The 21,526-nt window shown below is 30.8% G+C and carries 19 protein-coding genes; 1 reads left to right on the top strand and 18 read right to left on the bottom strand.

Features of this window, described 5'->3' with window-relative positions; genetic code table 11:
- Positions 1 to 25: 25 nt before the first annotated feature.
- The 7 genes from CPAL_RS11105 to CPAL_RS11075 form a co-directional block, all read right to left on the bottom strand.
- The gene (locus CPAL_RS11105) at positions 26 to 529 is read right to left on the bottom strand and encodes a flavin reductase family protein (protein WP_061858952.1); all 504 of its coding nucleotides are present in this window, start codon (positions 527 to 529) and stop codon (positions 26 to 28) included.
- 15 nt (positions 530 to 544) lie between these two features.
- Positions 545 to 1,438, bottom strand: coding sequence for a dihydrodipicolinate synthase family protein (locus tag CPAL_RS11100; protein WP_061858951.1), 894 nt, complete (start codon positions 1,436 to 1,438; stop codon positions 545 to 547).
- A 31-nt stretch (positions 1,439 to 1,469) separates the two neighbouring features.
- A complete protein-coding gene (locus CPAL_RS11095) occupies positions 1,470 to 2,369 on the bottom strand; it encodes a fumarylacetoacetate hydrolase family protein (protein WP_106024636.1) in 900 nt (299 codons plus the stop codon).
- A gap of 99 nt (positions 2,370 to 2,468) precedes the next feature.
- Positions 2,469 to 3,629 (bottom strand): UxaA family hydrolase, encoded by a 1,161-nt coding sequence (locus tag CPAL_RS11090; protein WP_106024635.1) that lies wholly within the window; start codon positions 3,627 to 3,629, stop codon positions 2,469 to 2,471.
- A gap of 40 nt (positions 3,630 to 3,669) precedes the next feature.
- Positions 3,670 to 3,951 carry a UxaA family hydrolase gene (locus CPAL_RS11085; RefSeq protein WP_106024634.1) on the bottom strand — a complete coding sequence of 94 codons (282 nt, stop codon included), beginning with the start codon at positions 3,949 to 3,951 and terminating at the stop codon, positions 3,670 to 3,672.
- A gap of 50 nt (positions 3,952 to 4,001) precedes the next feature.
- A complete protein-coding gene (locus CPAL_RS11080) occupies positions 4,002 to 4,979 on the bottom strand; it encodes a 2-keto-3-deoxygluconate permease (protein ID WP_106024633.1) in 978 nt (325 codons plus the stop codon).
- Between the two features lie 167 nt (positions 4,980 to 5,146).
- Positions 5,147 to 6,292: an iron-containing alcohol dehydrogenase gene (locus tag CPAL_RS11075; protein WP_106024632.1), complete on the bottom strand. Its 1,146-nt coding sequence runs from the start codon at positions 6,290 to 6,292 to the stop codon at positions 5,147 to 5,149.
- Positions 6,293 to 6,723: 431 nt separating this feature from the next.
- On the opposite strand from CPAL_RS11075, the gene CPAL_RS11070 reads away from it, so the two are divergent.
- Positions 6,724 to 7,512 carry an IclR family transcriptional regulator gene (locus CPAL_RS11070; protein WP_106024631.1) on the top strand — a complete coding sequence of 263 codons (789 nt, stop codon included), beginning with the start codon at positions 6,724 to 6,726 and terminating at the stop codon, positions 7,510 to 7,512.
- 90 nt (positions 7,513 to 7,602) lie between these two features.
- On the opposite strand, the gene CPAL_RS11065 is transcribed toward CPAL_RS11070, so the two are convergent.
- From CPAL_RS11065 to CPAL_RS11015, 11 genes are all read right to left on the bottom strand, one after another.
- Positions 7,603 to 8,793 (bottom strand): DegT/DnrJ/EryC1/StrS family aminotransferase, encoded by a 1,191-nt coding sequence (locus CPAL_RS11065; RefSeq protein WP_106024630.1) that lies wholly within the window; start codon positions 8,791 to 8,793, stop codon positions 7,603 to 7,605.
- Positions 8,794 to 8,820: 27 nt separating this feature from the next.
- Complete coding sequence (locus CPAL_RS11060) at positions 8,821 to 9,942, bottom strand: DegT/DnrJ/EryC1/StrS family aminotransferase (protein WP_106024629.1); 1,122 nt, start codon at positions 9,940 to 9,942, stop codon at positions 8,821 to 8,823.
- A 103-nt stretch (positions 9,943 to 10,045) separates the two neighbouring features.
- Entirely contained in the window at positions 10,046 to 10,810 is a 765-nt protein-coding gene (locus CPAL_RS11055) for a DeoR/GlpR family DNA-binding transcription regulator (protein WP_106024628.1), read from the bottom strand.
- A gap of 206 nt (positions 10,811 to 11,016) precedes the next feature.
- The gene (locus CPAL_RS11050) at positions 11,017 to 12,189 is read right to left on the bottom strand and encodes a sugar ABC transporter permease (RefSeq protein ID WP_106024627.1); all 1,173 of its coding nucleotides are present in this window, start codon (positions 12,187 to 12,189) and stop codon (positions 11,017 to 11,019) included.
- Positions 12,189 to 13,712 carry a xylose ABC transporter ATP-binding protein gene (locus tag CPAL_RS11045; protein WP_061858942.1) on the bottom strand — a complete coding sequence of 508 codons (1,524 nt, stop codon included), beginning with the start codon at positions 13,710 to 13,712 and terminating at the stop codon, positions 12,189 to 12,191. Before CPAL_RS11045 ends, CPAL_RS11050 begins: the two co-directional genes overlap by 1 nt.
- A 135-nt stretch (positions 13,713 to 13,847) precedes the next feature.
- Positions 13,848 to 14,933 (bottom strand): D-xylose ABC transporter substrate-binding protein, encoded by a 1,086-nt coding sequence (gene xylF, locus CPAL_RS11040; protein ID WP_106024626.1) that lies wholly within the window; start codon positions 14,931 to 14,933, stop codon positions 13,848 to 13,850.
- A 189-nt stretch (positions 14,934 to 15,122) separates the two neighbouring features.
- Positions 15,123 to 16,451: a response regulator gene (locus tag CPAL_RS11035; protein WP_106024625.1), complete on the bottom strand. Its 1,329-nt coding sequence runs from the start codon at positions 16,449 to 16,451 to the stop codon at positions 15,123 to 15,125.
- A 1-nt stretch (position 16,452) separates the two neighbouring features.
- Positions 16,453 to 17,874: a sensor histidine kinase gene (locus CPAL_RS11030; RefSeq protein WP_106024624.1), complete on the bottom strand. Its 1,422-nt coding sequence runs from the start codon at positions 17,872 to 17,874 to the stop codon at positions 16,453 to 16,455.
- A gap of 1 nt (position 17,875) precedes the next feature.
- Positions 17,876 to 18,844, bottom strand: a complete 969-nt coding sequence (locus CPAL_RS11025) for a sugar-binding protein (protein ID WP_106024623.1) — start codon at positions 18,842 to 18,844, stop codon at positions 17,876 to 17,878.
- Between the two features lie 79 nt (positions 18,845 to 18,923).
- On the bottom strand, positions 18,924 to 19,727 hold the full coding sequence (locus CPAL_RS11020; RefSeq protein WP_106024622.1) for a response regulator: 804 nt from the start codon (positions 19,725 to 19,727) through the stop codon (positions 18,924 to 18,926).
- Positions 19,720 to 21,510 carry a sensor histidine kinase gene (locus tag CPAL_RS11015; protein WP_207654934.1) on the bottom strand — a complete coding sequence of 597 codons (1,791 nt, stop codon included), beginning with the start codon at positions 21,508 to 21,510 and terminating at the stop codon, positions 19,720 to 19,722. The genes CPAL_RS11020 and CPAL_RS11015 overlap by 8 nt, the downstream gene beginning before the upstream one ends.
- Positions 21,511 to 21,526: the final 16 nt, after the last annotated feature.

The raw sequence follows: 21,526 nt of genomic DNA, 5'->3' as shown, positions 1-21,526 counted from the left end.
ATATTTGCTGGAGCTTTTCCATTAACTATTTATTCATATAACAAGCTACAATTTTACCAAAATACATGGTATGGTAATCTTTATCTGGATAGCAATTCTTATCTAAATCTTCATCTAATAAGCTTGGATCCATATCTTGCTTATATATTATTTTACATTCATATATAAGTCCGCAGTTTGCTATCACCGGAGTGCTTACTTCTTTACCGCCCTCAGTCTTTAAGTCACATTCTTGAAATTTATCAAAATCTCTTCCTGACTTTGTACCACAAAATACTAAACTTTTCTTTAATTCCTCTTCAAAAGGTATGCTTATTGTAAATTCTGTAGCATTTTCTATGAGATTATGGGTATACCTTGATTTCCTAACAAGTACAGCGAAAACAGGTATTCTCCATTGAAAACCTACACTTCCCCAACCTATGGTCATAGTATTTAATCTATCTTCATCTTTTACAGTGAGAAAGGCTCCTCTTTTTTGCAATAACTCAATTCCCTTTTCAAGGTTTTCTGTATAATTTAAGGCCATGATAATTTCACCTTCTTAGATTAAGTTTAATTTTTCCATTAACGTCTTAATCTTAGCTGTTTGTTCATCATTAGCCTGAATAAATGGGACAGTGCAGTAATCCTGCATCTCAATTCCTCTTATCATCATGGCTTTCTTAACAATAGGAATGAATGGTGTCCCAATATCGTAAATTGCCATCATTTCATTAATAATCTTTTGAATTTCAGCAACCTTATCAAAATCTTTTTCATTTATAGCCTTTACCCATGCAGAGCATATTTCTGGTGCAAAATTAGAAAGACCCCCAATGCATCCAGCTCCACCACTAAGTATATTGTGTGCAAAATTTTCATCAAATCCTGAATAAACTTCAAATTCTGGGAACTCTTTATGCATTGTTTCTATAAGTGCTCTTGTGTGTCCCATTTCTGTAACTGTATCTTTATAACCAACGATGTTTTTGTGCTTTCTTGCTAAATTTAAAGTAACTTCTGGTGTTAAATCATATCCAGTTCTAGCTGGGAAATTGTATAGATAAATATCTGCTTTTGTTCCTTCTGCTACTTTATCATAGAAAAGTTCAACACTCTCGTTAGATAGAGCAAAATAATATGGGCTTATAACCATAACAGCATCTGCTCCAACTTCATTGGCATAATTAGAAAGTTCAATAGTTTCATCAGCAGACATACAGCTTGTACCTATAAAAACCTTTGTTCTCTTATTTACATGCTCCACTGCAAGCTTAATTAATTCCTTCTTTTGTTCCATAGTCATTGTAAAGAACTCACCTGTGCTGCCCATTATAACTAAACCATCTACTCCACCTTTAATTAGAAAATCGTAGATATTTTTATTTGCTTCACTGTCAATGTTTCCGTCCTTATCAAATGCAGTAACCACAGGGGTTAACCATTTTCCTGTCATAATATATACACTCCTTTTATTATACGTTTTGTTATTCAACGATATTTTTCAATATCCCAATATTTTCAATCTCACATTCAACTACATCTCCAGATTTCATAAATCGTGGTGGCTTAAATCCCATTCCAACACCTGATGGAGTACCTGTAGCAATAATATCTCCCGGCTCTAAAGTCATTCCACTAGAAATTTCAGCAATTATGCTTGGAATGTCTGTTAAAAAAAGCTTAGTATTAGAATTTTGTCTTAATTCTCCATTTACTCTACTGCATACATTCAATTCAACTGGAAATGGTATTTCACTTTTATGTACTACAACAGGTCCTAATGCTGTGAAAGTATCTAGGCTCTTTCCTCTATACCACTGAAGATGCTGCTGTTGTAGAGCTCTTGCTGAAATATCATTCATTATTGTATAACCGAAAATATAATCTTCGGCCTTATCCTTAGGAATATTTATTCCTCTTTTACCAATAATAACTGCTAGTTCAACTTCATAATCTAACTCTTCATCAAGGTCAGAGTGACTTATTATTTTATCCTCTGGACCAATAGCTTCTGTAACTCTCTTTGAAAAATATACAGTCTTTTTAGGTTCTGTAAAACTGTTCTTATCAAAGCTTTCCTTAGTCTCTTCTAAATGATCTTTATAATTTACACCTACACAAATAATATCGTGTATTGGCTTTTTTATTGGTGCGCAGACTCTTATTTTATTCAATGGATATGTTACAATATTATCTACAGAATCTTCTAATATAATATTTCGGATTGTATCCATATCACAGTCTGAAATATTGTTTACTAAATCAATCATACCGTAAAAGTTCTTACTTAGGTTAAGACTGGATAATTCTATTGCTAAAGTACCGTCTTTAGATAAAACTCCTAATTTTTCTTCTCCTGATTCTTTGAAAGAAATAAATTTCATGTTAAGCCCCCCCCTTTCTATACTCTATAACTTATCTCATTTCTTGCATATAATTAGGCCTGCAAAGATGCAAGCCTAATATAAACTTAAATATATCTATTAAACGTAGTTACAAACTCTAGCTATAGCTATCTCATTGTAACCAAGAGATTCTGCCTTTGTAAGTTTACCGTTTGCTGTTTCAACAACTTTATTTAGTAATTCATCTCCTAATTCTTCTAAAGTCTTAGTTCCATAAATTACACCACTTGCATCAAAATCCATATTGTCTTCCATGTTTTTATAAGTAATTTTATTTCCTGTAATTTTTATAACTGGTGCAATCGGGTTACCAGTTGGAGTACCACGTCCAGTTGTAAATACAACTATTTGAGCTCCTCCTGCAATCATACCTGCAACTGATGATGGGTCGTTTCCTGGAGTATCCATAATAACTAATCCCTTTTCATCAACTTGTTTAGCATAATCATATACAGCACTTATTTCTCTATGTCCACCTTTATGGATACATCCAAGAGATTTTTCTTCAAGAGTTGTTAATCCACCTGCTTTATTTCCTGGTGATGGGTTACCATCTCTAACTTCTTCTCCAACTAATCTAAGTGCATTTTCGTATCTATGAACTATTTCATATATTCTATCACTAATTTCTTTAGTTTTTCCACGTCTTGCTAAGATATGTTCTGCACCTATAAACTCAGTTGTTTCACTTAATATAGATGTTGCTCCTAAGTCTACTAATCTATCACTAAGCTCTCCTACTACAGGATTAGAAGCAAGTCCTGATGTTGGGTCTGATCCACCACATTCTGTACCAACAATTAGTTCAGATATTGGGAATTCTTCTCTTCTTTGCATACTAGCTTCTTCTACCATCTCTTTAGCATAACGAACGGCTTGTTCTATTGCTTTAAGTGTTCCACCTGCTTCTTGAATAATAACAGTTTTCATAGGCTTATTAGTTCTTTCTTTGATCGCTTCAACAACTAAATCCATTTGGCAGTTTTCACATCCAAGGGAAATAACTACTGTACCATAAATATTAGGGTTAGCTGCAAATCCAGCCATTACATCCATTGTGAATTGTTGGTCCGGAGCAACCTGTGAACAACCATTTTGGTTGTTAAATGTTACAGCTCCTTGAACTTGTGATGCAACTAATCTTGTTGTGTCTGAAGCACATACACTTGCAGGTAAAATTAAAACGTGGTTTCTTACTCCAACTCTTCCATCTGGTCTTTTATATCCATAGAAATTCATAATTAATTCCTCCTTAAATTTTGTTTATAGTTCTTCTTGTTTACAGTTCTTCTCTAACGCTTTCTACATTATGTTCATGAACATGCTCTCCAGCTTTAATGTCAACTGCTGCAGCCCCTATATGTTCCCCATATTTAACAATTGGAGTACCTTTTGCAATATCCACTGCTGCTAACTTGTGATATATTGTGATATCTTGTTGTGCCGTTAATGTTTTTACAGTACCATCTTTTAATTTGTAGTTAACTTCAGAACCTTTTGCTATAGGTTCAATTGCTACTATAACATTATCTTTTTCTTCAACTATTAATGCATTAATCATAGTTATCGCTCCTTTTTTTCTTTTTATTTTATTTATATATTAAAATATAGTTATGCACTTACTTCTGATCCTGATGGATTCTTCAACTCAAGTTGTGGACATCCATATTTCTTTGCCCACCAGTCAGTCATTAAAGGTGCTAATATTGCTGTAACAACTGTAGATGCTGCTACTTGAGATGTTGCTATATCTACATAAGGTGCCCATGATGGATCTATTAATGCAACAGCTGCAGGCACAGCTATAGCATTTCCAGCAGTTGTTGCAACTGCCCATCCTGCATATCCTGGACGTCTTCCTATTACTCTATCGCAGAACACAATGAATGCTCCACCCACTCCAAATGTAATTAAACCTAATACTATTCCTTGTGGACCTCCCTTAACAACGTTTGTTAAGTTGATTCCTGCTCCTAATGTTAATCCAACGAATGGTATTAATATATCTCCTGCTGGTGCTAAAAAGTCTTTTAAGCTCTTATCTAAGTTTCCAAGTATCATACCTACGATTATTGGAATTACTGTTGCAAGTAAAGCCTTTCCTGGAATATTGGCAAGTCCTGATGCTCCTAAAGCTATTAATGTAAAGAAAGGTCCATCATTTAATGCTAAAAGTGCCATTGCTGCACAGTCTGTTACATCTCCATAAGACTTCATTAATGCCAAGTAAACGCTACCGTTACTGTTTGTTACGGCGCTTATTACTGATAATGCTGTTAAACCTAAAACCCCTGCCATTCCAAATACTTTACCAACTATAATACCTATAGCAGCACCTATTATAAATTTGGACAGTAGTAGTATTCCTCCACGCTTAAGAACCTTTGGCATGTCCTTAAGTTGTAGTGTAGTTCCTAAACAGAATAACTGAATTCCCATGGCAGTTGCTGCACCTGCACTTGAAAATGTAGCTGTAGTAAAAGATCCAATTTTCAAAGCTTCTGGGAAAAAGGTGTTTAAAAATGAACCGATAAGTAATGGAACAATCATCATACCAGCTGGTACTTTTTTAAGAAACTTCATAATCATAATAATTTCCCCCTACTAAAAGTTATATAAAATTTTATTTAAAACTTAACTAGCATTTTTTGAATCCGTTTACATTAAATTCTCATTTTATGTATTACTTTTTAGCCATCACTATATAGTCACATTTGCCTTAAATCTTTAATGGTATACAACTAAAATTTTATTATTTAAGCTATTTTCTTAAATAGTTCAATTAACTTTTCTTTAGTAAAGAATACAGGATTTGCACCAGCACAAGCATCATTCATAGCAAATTCAGCAAGTTTTTCGAAGTCTGGATTATCTACACCAACCTGTTTTAATGACTTAGGAATACCTACTTCTTCTGAAAGAGCTTTTATTTTACTAATTACAAAATCAACACATTCTTCATCTGTTTTTCCAGTTACATCCATGCCAATAATTTTAGCAATTGGACGAAATTTAGCTGGAACAGCTTTTGCATTTTCTTCCTCAACAAATGGAAGAAGCATAGCATTGCATACACCGTGTGGTAAGTCATATAAACCACCTAGCTGATGTGCCATTGCATGTACATTTCCGAGTCCAGCATTGCTAAAGGCAATACCGTTTAAGAAACAAGCATAACACATCTGCTCTCTTGCTTCTATATCACTGCCATCCTTAACAGCTCTTGGAAGAAACTCAAATATTTGTTTAATTGCATATAAAGCAGTTGAATCTGTTACATCGTATGCTCCCTTTGCTACTACAGCTTCTATTGCATGTGTTAATGCATCCATACCTGTTGCAGCTGTTAAAGGTGCCGGTTTGCTTAACATAAGTTCTGGATCATTTACTGTAATTGAAGCTAATGCATTTCTGTCAACCATAATCATTTTTACATGGCGTTCTTCGTCTGTAATTACATAATTTATTGTAACTTCAGCAGAAGTACCCGCAGTTGTTGCAATTGCAACTATTGGAAGGCATTTCTTGCTTGTTTTATTAACACCTTCATAATCTTTTGTAGTGCCACCATTTGTTGCAAGAACAGCTATTGCTTTCCCGCAATCCTGAGGTGAACCCCCACCAATGGTTATAACAATGTCACATTGTTCTTTTTTTAGTATTTCTAAACCATTGTTTACATTTGTAACTGTTGGGTTTGGCTTTACATCATCATAAACTATGTATCCAACTCCAATCTCATCTAATAAATCTGTTACTTTTTTTACAGTTCCATTTGAAGTAAGGAATTTGTCACTTACAACAAATGCTTTTTTAGCACCTAATAATTTTATAGGTTCTTTTGCCTCTGCAAGGCATCCTTTACCAACCAAATTGATTGGTGGAATGTAATAAATACTCATACAGCTCCTCCTTTAGTTATTATTTTTAATTACACTAAAATTTAATTACTGGATATTCTTATAGTCATTTTAACTTAATACTACTTACAAACTGCTTTTTAAATAGAATTATCATATGAAGTATAACTTTTTATTATTTCTTGAGATTTGCCAATAGTATTCTATATCCAGTAATTAGATACAGTGTTTAAATATTTTTATTTTTGTGAAATTTATTAAGATTTCACAATTAATCTATTTACCTTCGTTCGTATTTACGAATGCATATCTTAAATACGAACTATGTAATTATAATACCAAGTCCATATAACAATGTCAATATGTGGAGTATAATTTAATAATAAAAATATTAAAACTTTTCTTTCTCTTGAAAAAAATTGACTTTTTTGTTATTATACTGTTGCTTTTATTTTTCTAAAGGAGGTATTATTTTGACAAAAAATGAACATAGACCTACTTCTCGTGTCTTAGATATATTAGAATTGCTTGCATTTTCTTCCGGGGGGTATACCCTAACTGAGATTGCTAGTGCTATTAATGCACCGAAGAGTAGTATTTTCCCTGTTATCCATACATTATTACAAAGAAAGTTTATCACAATTGATAAGCAAACGTCCAAGTATACAATAGGCATTAATACCTTTGCTGTTGGTTCCTCTTATTTAGAGAATTTAAATGTTCTAAATTTTATTACTGAGGAGATGCAGCTTATAGTTGATAAATGCTTAGAAACTTGCCAACTAGGTGTACTAGATAAAGATAAAGTTCTTTATATAGCTAAAGTAGATTCCCCGGAGCCTATTAGATTAATTTCATCCGTGGGTAAAAAGTTACCTGCCTACTGTACAGCTCTAGGTAAAGCTTTATTATGTGATTGTTCCTTGTCAGAATTGCTTGCACTTTATCCTAATGGCCTAGAACCTTATACTGAAAATACAATAACTGACTTTAACGTATTGTATGGCCAACTCTGTGATATAAAGAAAACAAATATTGCTATGGATATACAAGAAGTTACTGATCAAATTCAGTGTATTTCTGTTCCAATTCGTAAAGATAAGCAAGTTGTATTAGCCCTTGGCGTAAGTATTCCTGCTTATAGGGCAACCTCTGAAAAGTTTGAACTTCTTGAAAGACTTTTACTTCAATCTAAAACAAAAATTGAAGTTTTATTGGATAGGCTTAATATTGACGTTAGTACATTAAACTTTTTTTCTTAATTCCATATCTTGAATTAACTGAATACATTCTGTAAAAAATAAGACCGAGAAAGTTCCCGGTCTTATTTTTTATCACAATTTTATATTTCTTTAAGCTTTAGTAGTTAATACTTTCTCAACACATTTAACTAGTTCCTTTGCCACATATTCAGCATCCTCTAAGGCAAGTATTGAATAAAGTGGTAATGTTATCTCATTTTCGTACTGCGCATAAGCATTTGGATAGTCTTCCATTTTGTATCCTAAGTTTTTATAAAGAGTGAACATTGGAAGAGGTTTATAGTGAACGTTTGTTGCTATATCCTTCTCTGCTAACATCTTTATAACCAAATTTCTTTGTTCTTCGTTAAAGCCTTTTATTCTCAACAAATATAGGTGATAACTTGTTTCTTTATTTTCATCCTTACTGAAAGGAAGTATAGCCCAATCCTTTTCTCCAAGTATTCTATTATAGGTGTCAAATATAGCTCTTCTCTTTGACAGCATATCTTCATAACGCTCAAGTTGTGCAAGTCCTATAGCTGCAGATATGTCTGTCATATTGCATTTAAGCCCATCTGTTATAATATCATATTCCCAAGCTCCTGCCTGCATCTTTGTCAAAGCGTCCTTTGATTGACCGTTTACTGAAGAATATTTAAATTCCTTATATAAGTCTTCTTTTCCATGGAAGTGGTTATCATTATATGTAATTCCACCACCTTCAGCAGTTGTAAGATTTTTTACTGCATGATATGAGAACACATGAAAATCCATTTGTCCCCCTACTTTTTTTCCTTTATAGCTTGCACCAATAGAATGAGCAGAGTCAGATAAAAGAATTATATCTTCTCTTCCTTTAGATTTTATTACTTCTCTAATTGCATCATAGTCCACAGGTACTCCTGCAACATCTACTGTCATTATAGCTTTTGTTTTTTCAGTTATAGCATCCCCTATTTTATTTATATCAATTAAAAAGCTATCTTTTTCTACATCTACAAAAACTGGCTTTGCTCCTCTATGAAGAATTACATTGGATGTAGAAGTGTATGTGTATGGTGTTGTTATTACCTCATCACCTTCTCCTACTCCAAGGCATTTTAGTACTAATTCCATTCCAGCAGTGGCACTTGCTACTGCTACTGCATGGTTTGCTTTACAATAATTTGATACATTTTCTTCAAACTTAGCTACTTTAGGACCTGATGTAATCCATCCTGATTTCATAACTTCTATTACTGCATCTATTTCTGATTGAGTTATATCCGGTGGTGAAAATGGTATCTTTTTATTTGCCATGATAAATCCTTCCCTTCTTTAATTAAACTACTTTCTGTAGAAATTCTTAATAGTATCACATACAAATTCAATTTCTTCTGTAGTGATTTCAGGATAAATTGGAAGAGCAATAACTTCTTTTGATAACCTTTCAGCCACTGGGAAATCTCCTTCTTTATATCCTAAATATTGGAATGCCTTTTGCATATGAAGTGGCATTGGATAATAAATGCTGTATCCTATCTCATTCTTCTTAAGATGTTCTGCAAGTCCATCTCTATTTTGTACTAATATATTAAATACATAATAAACAGGTTTTTGGTGGCCTTTAATCTTAGGTATTTTTATTTCTTCAATTTCACTTAATCTTTCTATATAAAGCTTAGCTACTTCTTCTCTCTTTTTAATAGCTTCATCTATGTATTTTAGTTTTACAGATAGAACGGCTGCTTGAAGAGCATCAAGTCTTGAATTATAGCCTATGAAATCATAGTGATATTTCTTTGATGCTCCATGCACCCTGTAACTCCTTGCAAGCCTTGCTAATTCATCATCATTAGTTACTATCATTCCTCCATCACCATATCCACCTAAGGTTTTTGTTGGGAAGAAGGAATAAACTCCAAAATCTCCTATACATCCTGAACTTTTATATTCTGTACCATTTCCTTTCCATCTCATTCCAAAGGCTTCTGCAGCGTCTTCTAGAACTTTAAGATTATGTCTAGATGCTATATCCATTATCTTATCCATATCTGCTATTTGATTAAATAAATGTATTGGAAGTATTCCTACGGTGTTTTCATTTACTTTTTCCTCTATTTTATTTACATCTATGCTAAAAGTTTCTTCATCAATATCTACAAACACAGGTTTTCCTTTGTGTCTTATGATACATGATGCTGAGGCCAAAAAAGTAAATGGTGAAGTTATTACTTCCTTTCCATCCTTAAATCCAAGTATGTCTGAAGCGATAACTAAAGCGTCTGTACCTGAGGCAACTCCTATGGCATGTTTTGCTCCTGTATACTCTTGTACTGCTTTTTCAAAGTCTGCTACTTGATTTCCAAGTATAAAGCTCCCACTTTCAATAACAGCTTGAATAGCTCTATCAAACTCGGCTTTTTTTTCATTATATTCTCTTTTGGAAGTATAGAAATCCACTTTCATAATCTTTTATCTCCTTTTGTTTATATTTATATTTATTAAATTTAGAATTATCTTCTAAATTAATCATAAAAAACACATAGTATCATAGAATATAGTTTTGTCTTTATTTAGCTATAATAACCTTTATACCTAATTTTTTTATTTTCTCTATTTCCTTATCTGGAGCTTCCCAGTCTGTAATTAGTAAGTCCAATTCTTTTGCTTCCAAGGTTCTAGAAAAAAATTCTGTGCCTATTTTATCAAAATTAGCAAGACATATCTTTTTTCTTGATACCTCCGCTACTGCTCTTTGAAAGGCAGAACCTTCAGGAGTAGAACTGCTAAGTCCATGTCTTGCTGAAAATCCTCCTCCAGTTAGGAATGCTACATCTATTCTAAGTGTTCTTATAAATTCCGTAGCTAAAGCATCAATTATTCCTTCTTCATCTTTTATTTTTCCACAAACTATATAAGTTTCTACGTTATTTAATAGTTTTAACTTCTCAGCAATAATTAGAGAGTTTGTAATTACGGTATAATCTTTATCTAAAGGAAGATATTTCAATAAGACATAATGTATACTGGCACCGCCTATAAATATAGTATCTCCCTGTTCTATGTATCTTACTGCTAGCTTTGCAACAGCATTTTGATGTTCAGTACCTTCCCCATATCTTAACTTTTCATCTATTGGGAATCTTCTAACCTTTGAAAGAGGAATAGCACCTCCATGAGTTCTTTTTAAAAGACCTCGTTCTTCCATGGCTGTAAGATCCCTTCTTATGGTATCTATTGAAGTACCAAACTCTTTTGCTAAATCCTTTGCAAGTATTCTTCCTTTTGATTTTAACTGAGCCAATATCATTTCTCGGCGTTCTTCAGCAAACATTATTCTCACACCTTCCTGTTAAATTACAAACTCAACTATGTCTATTTTATCATGTTTGTGCAGTTTTGTTAATAGTTTATGCAAGTTTTTTCTTGATTATAATATTTAATTGGTATACTGATTAAATTTCTACATGAAATTGTCTATAAAAAAGAGTATCTCACAATGCATCTTCATGCATTATGAGATACCCCATTTTATTAATGCTAATCCTTCTTTTTTGTAGATATATCTATCCATACAGCTATTAGTAATATAAGACCTTTTACTATATACTGCCAGAAAGGTTGAGTATTTAACATACTCATTCCATTATCAATACTTGCCATTACTAATGCTCCAACTAAAGCTCCTGCTACAGAACCAGTTCCTCCTGATAGACTAGCACCTCCGATAACGCAAGATGCTATAGCATCAAGCTCTGCATTCTGTCCTGCTGCAACTGAACCAGCATTTAATCTTGCAGTTAGTAAGATTCCTGCCATGGCTGCAAGCAAACCATTTATTGCATATATAATAAGAACTGATTTCTTTATATCTATTCCTGAAAGCTTTGTAGCTTCCTTATTTCCACCTATAGCATATATTCTTCTACCAAATACAGTTTTAGATGCAATATAGGAAAATATGATTCCAAGCATTAACATGATAAATACTGGAACTGGAAGTCCTTGATATTGATTTAATATAAAAACTAATCCCATTATAATAACTGAAATAACCACTATTTTAGCCATATCTACAGATTTAGACGGAACATTTAATCCATATTTTAATTTATTATTTCTACTTTTTGTAATGATTAGTATGGTTGATATAACAGCTATTATTCCAATAATATATCCTAGTACAGATGGTAGATAAGCCTGACCAACTACTTTCATACTCTTAGTTAAAGGTGCTATTGTTGAACCTTTACTTACACCTATAAGTATTCCTCTAAACACAAGCATTCCTGCTAAAGTTACTATAAATGAAGGTACATTTTTATAAGAAATCCAAAAACCATTCCAAAGTCCTAATACTAATCCTAATGCCAAAGTTATAACTATAGTGGCTCCTGCACTCATTTTAAACCATACATTTAAAATAGCAGCTATTCCTCCAAGTAATCCTAACATGGAACCTACAGACAAATCTATTTCACCTAATATAATGACAAATACCATCCCTATAGCTAATAATCCTGTGGTTGACATCTGTCTTAAAAGATTAGATAAATTTCTTGCTGTTAAAAAGTTTCCACCAGTTGTAATAGTAAATATAATCCAAATAGATATTAAAGCTATAATCATCGTATACATTTTAGAATTTATTTTATTCTTTTTTATTTCTTTCTTCTCCTTGATTTTAGAATTTATAGAAAGTTTACTTTCCATTATTTTTCCCCCCCTATTGCACATTCCATTATCATTTCCTGAGTTAAGTTTTTATTTATAAATTCGCCTTTTATCTCTCCTTCATGCATTACAATAACCCTATCGCTTATTCCAAGTACTTCTGGTAGCTCTGAGGATACCATTATTATAGAGATTCCCTTTTTAACTAGCTCAAACATAAGTTTATATATTTCATATTTTGCTCCTACGTCTATTCCTCTTGTTGGTTCATCTAATATTAAAATTTTAGGTTCTGCTAAAAGGTTTTTAGCTAGTACAACTTTTTGCTGGTTTCCTCCACTCAAGCTTTTAACCTTGAGTTCCATAGTAGCTGTTTTTATCTTTATATCTTCTATATACTTTTTTACATCTAAAATTTCCTTATCTGAATTTATTGCATTAAAAGGTCCTTTATATTTTAAAAGATTTGCCAAAGTAATATTTTCTCTTACGGACATATCTCCCACTATACCTTGTCTTTTTCTATCTTCTGGTACCATAGCTATACCATAAGATAATGCATCACTAGGATTTTTAATGGACACTTTTTTTCCTTCAAAATATATTTCTCCTTCTCGTTTTCCTGGGTAACTTCCAAAAATGCTAGCAACTAGCTCAGTTCTCCCTGAACCTATCAATCCTGCTATACCTACTATTTCCCCTTTTCGAAGTTTAAAGTTTGCATTATTTACCCTTTTTTTGTTTGTACTTGCTGCATCATATACATTAAAATTTTTTACTTCAAGAATTTCTTCTCCTATTTTATGCTCTTCTCTTGGATATAAATCCTTCATTTCTCTTCCAACCATCATGCTGATTATCTTATCTTGATCTAGATTTTTAATAGATTCCGTACCTATAGATTTGCCGTCACGTATTACCGTAACAGTGTCTGCTAATTCCATTACCTCATTTAACCTATGGGATATATAGATACAAGTAACTCCTTTTTTTCTAAGATATCTTATTATATTTTTCAAAACCTCAACTTCACTATCTGTTAAAGGTGCAGTTGGTTCATCCAATATTAATAAGTTTGCATTTTTAGATAATGCTTTTGCTATCTCAACTAACTGCTGTTGTCCTATTCCCAGCTCTTTTACTGGAGTTGATGGGTTTACATCCAGTTTTACTTCTTCCAGCAATTTTTTTGTTCTGTTATACATTTCATTAAAGTTAATAATGCCTCTTTTATTTATTTCCGAACCTATAAATATATTTTCACTGATGGACATTTCTTTAATAAGAGCTAATTCCTGATGTATTATGGCAATACCGGCCTCTTCAGAATCCTTAATACCTTTTAAATTTAACTTTTTACCTTCATATATTATTTCTCCAGAATATGTTCCTGTAGGATAAATTCCACTTAATATCTTCATTAATGTTGATTTCCCTGCACCATTTTCTCCGCATAGAGCATGAACTTCTCCTTTTCGTACTTTAAGACATACGTTATCTAGTGCTTTTACTCCGGAAAAATCTTTAACTATATTATTCATTTCTAGTAAGTACTGACTCATATATTTCACCTCTGACTTTCCCATAGTTTTTATAAAGCCGCTAATCACCAATTTACAATGATTATTAAGCAGCTAAATAATCATTTATTTTCATCAATTGGGAAATAGCGACTTTAAAAATTCTTCTATAAATTCTTACTTAGGCCACTTATCTTTTGGTACATTCTTATAAACTTCTTCTACAGTGTGGAATTTATCTTTTATTATGGTATCAGCCATATTTTCTTCAGTAACTGCTATTGGATTTAATAGCATAGATTTAACATCCTTTTCTCCATTATTTGTAACTCCATTAGTAGTAATTTCTTCTCCCTTAGCCATCTTTACAGCCATTTCTGCAGCACTAGTTGCTAAATCTTTAATTGGTTTATATATTGTAACCGTTTGCTTTCCTTCAACTACTCTTTGACAACCTGCAGTGTCAGCATCTTGTCCTGAAATTGCTACTTTACCATCAAGCTTTTGTGCTGCTAAAGCTTGTATTGCACCTCCTGCTGTACTATCATTTGAAGCTACTACAGCATCTATCTTATTATTGTTAGCTGTTAAAGCATTTTCCATTATTTTTAATGCTTCTTCTGGTAACCAGTCTTTTGCCCACTGATCTCCTACTATTTTTATATCTCCTTTATCTATTAGAGGTTGTAATACATTCATTTGTCCTTGTCTAAATAGTTTTGCATTATTATCTGTTGGTGATCCGCCCATTAAAAAGTAATTTCCCTTTGGTACCTTTTTAACTAATGCTTCAGCTTGTAATTCCCCAACTTTAACATTATCAAAAGATATATAGTAATCTAAATCACAGTTAGTAATTAACCTATCATATGCTAAAACCTTTATATTATTAGCGTGAGCTTCATCAATAATAGGAGCCATAGTTTCTCCATTATGTGGTATTATTACTAATACATCAACTCCCTGTGAGATTAAGTTTTCAGCTTGTGAATATTGAGTTTGGTCATCTCCATTAGCTGATTGAACTACAACTTCCGCTCCAAGTTCTTCAGCTTTTTGTACAAATATATCTCTATCATGCTGCCATCTTTCTAATCTCAAGTCATCGATACTAAGTCCAATTTTAATTTTTTTATCACCGTTACTGGATGCAGCCTTACTATTTCCACCGTTCCCATTAGCCGAGCATCCTACTAAAGTTGCTAAAGTCATAGCAGAAATCAAGCCTAAAGCAATACTCTTTAACAGTTTTTTACTTTTCATTAAAAATCCCCCTTAATCTTCAAATTACGTAATATATAACTTAATACTTTATGCTATTAAGATACATTAAAACTTGTTTTAAAGCCATGTAATTACTTGCTGTAAACATATACATATATGCCTAATTAACTGCAAAAAAATACTATATAGGACTTTATTGCCTATATAGTGCTTTTGCATAATTCTATTCTATAAATTTAATTTAAACTGTTTAGGACTCATACCCTCTATTTTCTTAAATACCCTGCTAAAATAATTAGGATCATTATATCCTACTTTATAGCATATTTCTTTTATATTTAAAGTTCCTTCTTTCAACATTTCCTTTGCTTTACATATCCTAACGTTAGTTATATATTCTGAATAGTTAGTTCCAGTTAATTCTTTAAACATTCTACTGAAATAATATGGACTTAAGTTAAAGTGACTTGCTAAACTTTCTAAGCTTAACTCCTTATTATAATTAATGTTTATATACTTTTCTATTCTGGACAGCAAAGTTTCTCTATCTTCTCTTGAGCTTTCTTCCTTATCACTCTTAATAAAATCTACTTTTTTATTAGGATTATTTTGCGCTTTATCTGATGCTGCATATATGTCTTGATAACTTCTTACATTTACTTCATTAGAATTATAATTTAGAGAAGTATATGCCTCCTTATAGGACATATGTAAATTTTTGATATCATAATATCTTCTTCCTATCCCTATACTAAGCGAAACACCAAACTTTTCTTTAACGGCTTGTCTTATTCTTCTCCCCAAAGTTATAGAATCAATTCTAACTTGGTAATCATCTTGATTATCATTAATTTCTATAAAAAATGCTATATTATTAGGAGTTAAACAGGAAATTGAATTATATTCTCTACTAATATATTCCTTTATAAACTCTCTAATCTTTACTTTTAGCTTTTGTTTAGACTTCTCATCTAAATGAACATAATTATATTTTTCCTTAACTTTTATCAGCATACAGTATCCACAATAAAATTTTAAACCTAGGTATTTTAAGTAAGTATTATAATCGATGACATTTAAACTATTATTAATTATGGCATAGCTCATCTCATTATCTAGAATAGGAAGTATCATGTTTATTTTTTCTTGTATTTCTAGTTCCTTTTTTCTTTCTTCTCTTTTTTGTTCAACAATATTTATAGCATTACTTACCTTATTTATTAATTCATTTTTATCAAATGGCTTTAAAATATACTCTTTTACATTGTACTCAAGAGCTTCCTTAGCAAAACTAAAGTAATCATAAGCTGTTAATATCATAAAATACACATCTCTAGATATCTTACTTATTTGCTTGATTGCTTCAATGCCATTTATACCTGGCATTTTAACATCCATTATTACAATATCAGGTTTTACTCTATCAAATATTTCTATGGCCTCTCTTCCATTCTTAGCCTCAAAAAACTCAACTTGAGCATTATATTTTTTTAAAATAATATTTTTTACTGCTCTTCTTTCTAAACTCTCATCGTCTGCTATAAGTAATCTTATCAAATCAACTCACCCCAGTAATAGGTATTTTTAAAATTATCTTTGTTCCTTCATCAACTTTACTCTGAATTTTGAATGCGAATTCGTCATTATATAAAAGCTTTAATCTCTTAATGACATTTTTAGTACCTATGCCTGTTATATGACCTGTATGTTTTTTGCCTTCTTTATCATCCAATATTGAAAAAATGGTTTCCTCAGTCATACCGCATCCATCATCTTCAATTGTTATTAAACAATGTTTTTCATTTCTATCAACTTTTATACGTATACTTCCTCCCTCTTCCTTAGGTTCTATTCCGTGAATAAAAGCATTCTCTACCAGTGGTTGCAGAGTCATGCCTGGAACAATTATGTCATCTATATAGCCATTGACTTCAATATTAAAAGCCACCCTATCTTCAAACCTTGTTTCTTGAATATACACATATTGCTTTATTATATCTAATTCTTCTCTTAAAGATGCTTGTCTATCTACCATACTTAGACTATATCTCAAAAGCTTAGATACAGCATTCATTAATTTTTCAGTTTCAACAGCTCCTTCAATATCTGCTATTTGAATTATGCTATTTAAAGTATTAAATAAAAAATGTGGATTTATTTGAGATTGAAGAGCCTTTAGCTGAGTTTCTTTTAACATATTTTCAATTTCTGCTTTTTCTTTAATTTCATCTATTAAAGTCTTGATATCGCTTACCATTATGTTAAATCCTTTTAAAAGTATATCTACTTCATATATGTTTGATGGATTTATTTTTTTTATATTAAAATATCCTTTTGAAACTTTCTCTACTTCAAGCACTAATTCCTTCAATGTTTCCGTTATATTTTTGGAAAAAATTAGTGTTATAAATAGACATACAATTATCATTAACAAAAAATATAATATCACTGCTGAATCCTTAATTCTGTTTTTCCTTACTAGCAATTTATAATTTTCATTATTATATTTTAAATAATTTTCATTTATCTTTTCTATATATTCATTGCAGTAGTGAGCTATATTTTTTGTTTCTATAAAATCATCATAAAAATTATATCCCATATTACTATTAAGCTTTTCAATAGTTATGTCGTAAGACTTTTTATAACTTTCTAAAGTATTTTTAAGCTCTCTCAAATAATACATATTTTCTATAGTGGAACCCGATCCCAATGCATTTATGTTCTGTTTTGCCTTTTCATAATTTATAATACAATTTTTCAAGTCATCTTGAGCTCTTGTAGTAATATATTTATCAAAGTATAAAACAGAGTTATTTATATTTCTTTTTGCTTCTTCCATTGTAATTAGTTTACTTATCATAGTACTATACTGCATCTCAATTTTATTGCTTAATAACAATGTAAATAAATTAATGAAAAGCATAGGAGTTATGATTATAATAATAAAAGTTATTAACTTATTTCTTAATCTACTCATCTTATTTTATATCTCCTCTTAGATAAGAATCTAAATTACTTTCATCTACTACCTTTACATCAGTTATATATTTTCCATTAATTTTTTTACCTTGAAGATTGTCCATTATTAAGTTAACACTTTTATATCCCATTTCATAAGGTCTTTGAACTATGGTAGCATATGTAACTCCTTTGCTTATATTAGCAATAGTTTCTGGCAAATCATCAAATCCTATAATGCTGACTTTTCCTTTTAAATTCATACTCTCTACCGCTTTAGCAGCTCCAACACTCCCTAGTGCACTTGGACAAAATATTGCATTTATTTTGTGATTTTTACTTAATATTTTTCTTGTGGCCAGTTCTGATTCTAAAAGATATGCTCCACTTCCTTCTATATTAGTTATATGTATATTGGAATGAGTACTTATGTAATTTGAAAATCCCTTAACTCTCTCTATTTGATTTTTTACTTCTTTTCCACCCATTAATATAAACACGTTTCCATTAGTTCCAATCTTTTTCATTAATTCCTTTGCCGCAACTTCTCCTGCTTTTACATTATCTGTTCCTACATATGCCAGTCTATTACTAGTCTCTGCATCAGAATCTACTGTGATTAAGGGAATTCCTCTCTCTATTGCCTTATTTATATATGGTTTATATTCATTTTCATCTTGAACATATGTAATTATTCCTTGAACCTTCGCATATATTGCCATATCGATAAATTTAATTCCTTCTTTTATACTATCAGTATTAGGACCCTTGAATTCAATTACAGCACCTCTTTCTTTTGCGGCATCTTCTGCACCTTGCTTCACATATTGCCAGTATGGATTAGAATACACATGTGAAATTAAAACTATTTTAGGTTTATCTGCTTTTTCCCTTCTATTTACTCCTGTATTACTGATATATATTAAAAGAAAAGTAAAAATGCATATATTTACAAGCATAAATGTTATATACACTATGTACTTTTTCATCTTTTTCTCCTGTTAATATTATTTTTTATATTTTAATTTATGATATTGTATTACCATAATTTTTATTTATATTTAAGTATTATAAATATCTTTTTCTAAAATCTTTTATTGAACAACCTATATGTTTTTTAAAACAAGCACTAAAGTAATTAGGGTCATCTATCCCAATCTTTTTGGCTATATCACTGGACTTCATAGAAGAATCCTTAAGCATTTCCATAGCTAATTTCATCTTTATATTGATAACATACTCTGAAAAACTCTTTCCTGTTTTCGATTTAAAAACTCTACTTAAATAACTAGAGTTTACATAAAAATGCTCCGCCGCTAATTTTAATGACAAATTTCTGTTGGATATATTCTTTAATATAAATTCTTTTACTTCTTCTATATTTAAAGATTTTGTTTCCTTTTTATTCTCTTCATCTAAATCTATAATTTCTTTAAGGACTCCAAATTTTTGTTTAATATTCTCATAATGCTTTTCTTTTAATCTTTCTTCTAAAATTTCTTCTTTTAACTTTAAAACAGAACTTTTCAATTCCTCATCATTTATAGGTTTGAGTATAAAATCACTGACTCCTAATTTTATACTTCTCTTTGCATATTCAAATTCATCATATCCTGTAATAATAATAACTTTAATATCTGGATACTTTTCTAGAATAGATTTGCTCATATCTAATCCATCTGGTCCAGGCATACAAATATCGGTTAAAATAATGTCTGGCTTATTTTTACTTATTAGATTTAATCCTTCAGCAGCATTAGAAGCTTCTCCAACTATATCAACATCAATTTCATCCCAAGATACACAATTTTTTATAAGTTCTCTTATAAGGTATTCATCGTCAATTATCATAATTTTTATTCTATTATTCATAAATTACTTCACCCACTTTTTTAGGAATTTTAATTGTAATTTTAGTTCCTTCATCCTTCTCACTCTTAACAATAAATTCAGATTTTTCACCATAAAAAATTCTCACCCTTTCCTTAGTAGCCCTAACTCCTATGCCGGGAGTTTTTCCTTCCATAACTTTTTTAAGTTGCATTTCATCCATGCCTAATCCATCATCCTCCACAGACAATACCAGCATCTCTCCCTCTTCAAAGGTAGAAATCTTTATCAATCCCTTACCAGCTTTATTTCTAAGGCCATGATAAATTGCATTTTCTACTAAAGGCTGTAATATTAGCTTTATTATCATGAAATGATTACAATTTGGATCTAAATCATATTTAACTTCAAATTTATCTTTATATCGTATACCTTGAATCATTAAGTAGCTTTTTACTGTTTTTATCTCTTCTTCTACAGTTACTATATCTTTGCCATTACTTAAACTTGTTCGATAAAAGACTCCTAGAGCCTTTACTACATCATATACCTTTCTATTTTCTCCTAATAAAGCTAGGGAACTGATAGTATCAAATGTGTTATATAGAAAATGAGGCTTAACTTGTGACATTAATATTTCTAGCTCTGCTTTCCTTTTAAATTTTTCATCCTCTCTTATTTTGTCTAAAAGAGTTTTGATCTGAAAAATCATAATATTATAAACCTTTTTTAGTTCTCCAACTTCATCCTTATAGGTTGGTGTATTTACAGGCTTAAATTCTCCATATTCTACTCCCATCATGGATTCATGGAGCTTTATTAATGGTCTTGTAATTAATCTAGATATTATTATTGAACCGCAGGCAATTAGCATAAATACTATACTAATAAAAAATAAAATAAAACTTTTCATATATTGAGCTTGTTTACTTAACTGGCTATACTCACTAATAGTAATTAAATTCCATCCATACGTGTCTGTTTTCATATTAGATATAATATAATCGCTTTCATCTATTTTTCTAATGCTAAATCCTTTATCATTTTCAAAAGCATTTTGTCTTTCTGCTTCAATTAATATTCTCTCATCCATTTTAGATTTTGTTATTACTTCTCCATTTTCATTTTTTATAATTAAATTAGTGCCATATTTATCTCCTATTCTTACAATGGAATTGTAAAATGCTTCTTCACTTATATTTATAATTAATATACCTATTTTTTTCTGAGTATTAATATCGTTTATTACCCTTATTAGTGATACATAATTTCCTTCTTTACTGTGAAATAACCCTCCACCATTTAGTCTTATGATATATCCACCTTGTTTATCTATTATTTGTTTGTACCAATATTTATTTTTGATATCATTAATATCAAAATTTTTATAGATAACATTTTCTGAATAATATCTGTTGCCATAATTATCAAAAATATATATAGAGGCTATATTAGGATTAAAATTTGTAAATTGCATTAAGTATTTATTAATATTATTTTGAATCTCTAGACTACCATGTTCATTACTATATTGTAGATTATCCTGAATCTCACTACTTGATATAATCATCTTTGAAGTGTTAGAAACGTCATTAATTATGGTATTTATATTTAATTGTGCTCTCTCTAAAGCCTCAAAAGAACTCTGCTCTATTTTTTCCGTCATATAAGTGCTATTTATTTTCTTATATGCAAAAGTAATTGCCAAAGTTGATATTATAAAAAGTACTGAAAAGTATATTGTTATCTTTGAGCTTATTTTCAAATTTAAGTATTTATTCCTTAAGACCTTATATATAGACTTTAATCTAAATTTATTTTGCATGTAAATCACATCCTAG

Origin of the sequence: Clostridium thermopalmarium DSM 5974 (genome assembly GCF_002995795.1) — a bacterium.
Lineage (GTDB): Bacteria > Bacillota > Clostridia > Clostridiales > Clostridiaceae > Clostridium_H > Clostridium_H thermopalmarium.
The sequence above is the reverse complement of the archived record's forward strand: the minus strand, read 5'-3'. Positions and strand labels throughout refer to the sequence as shown.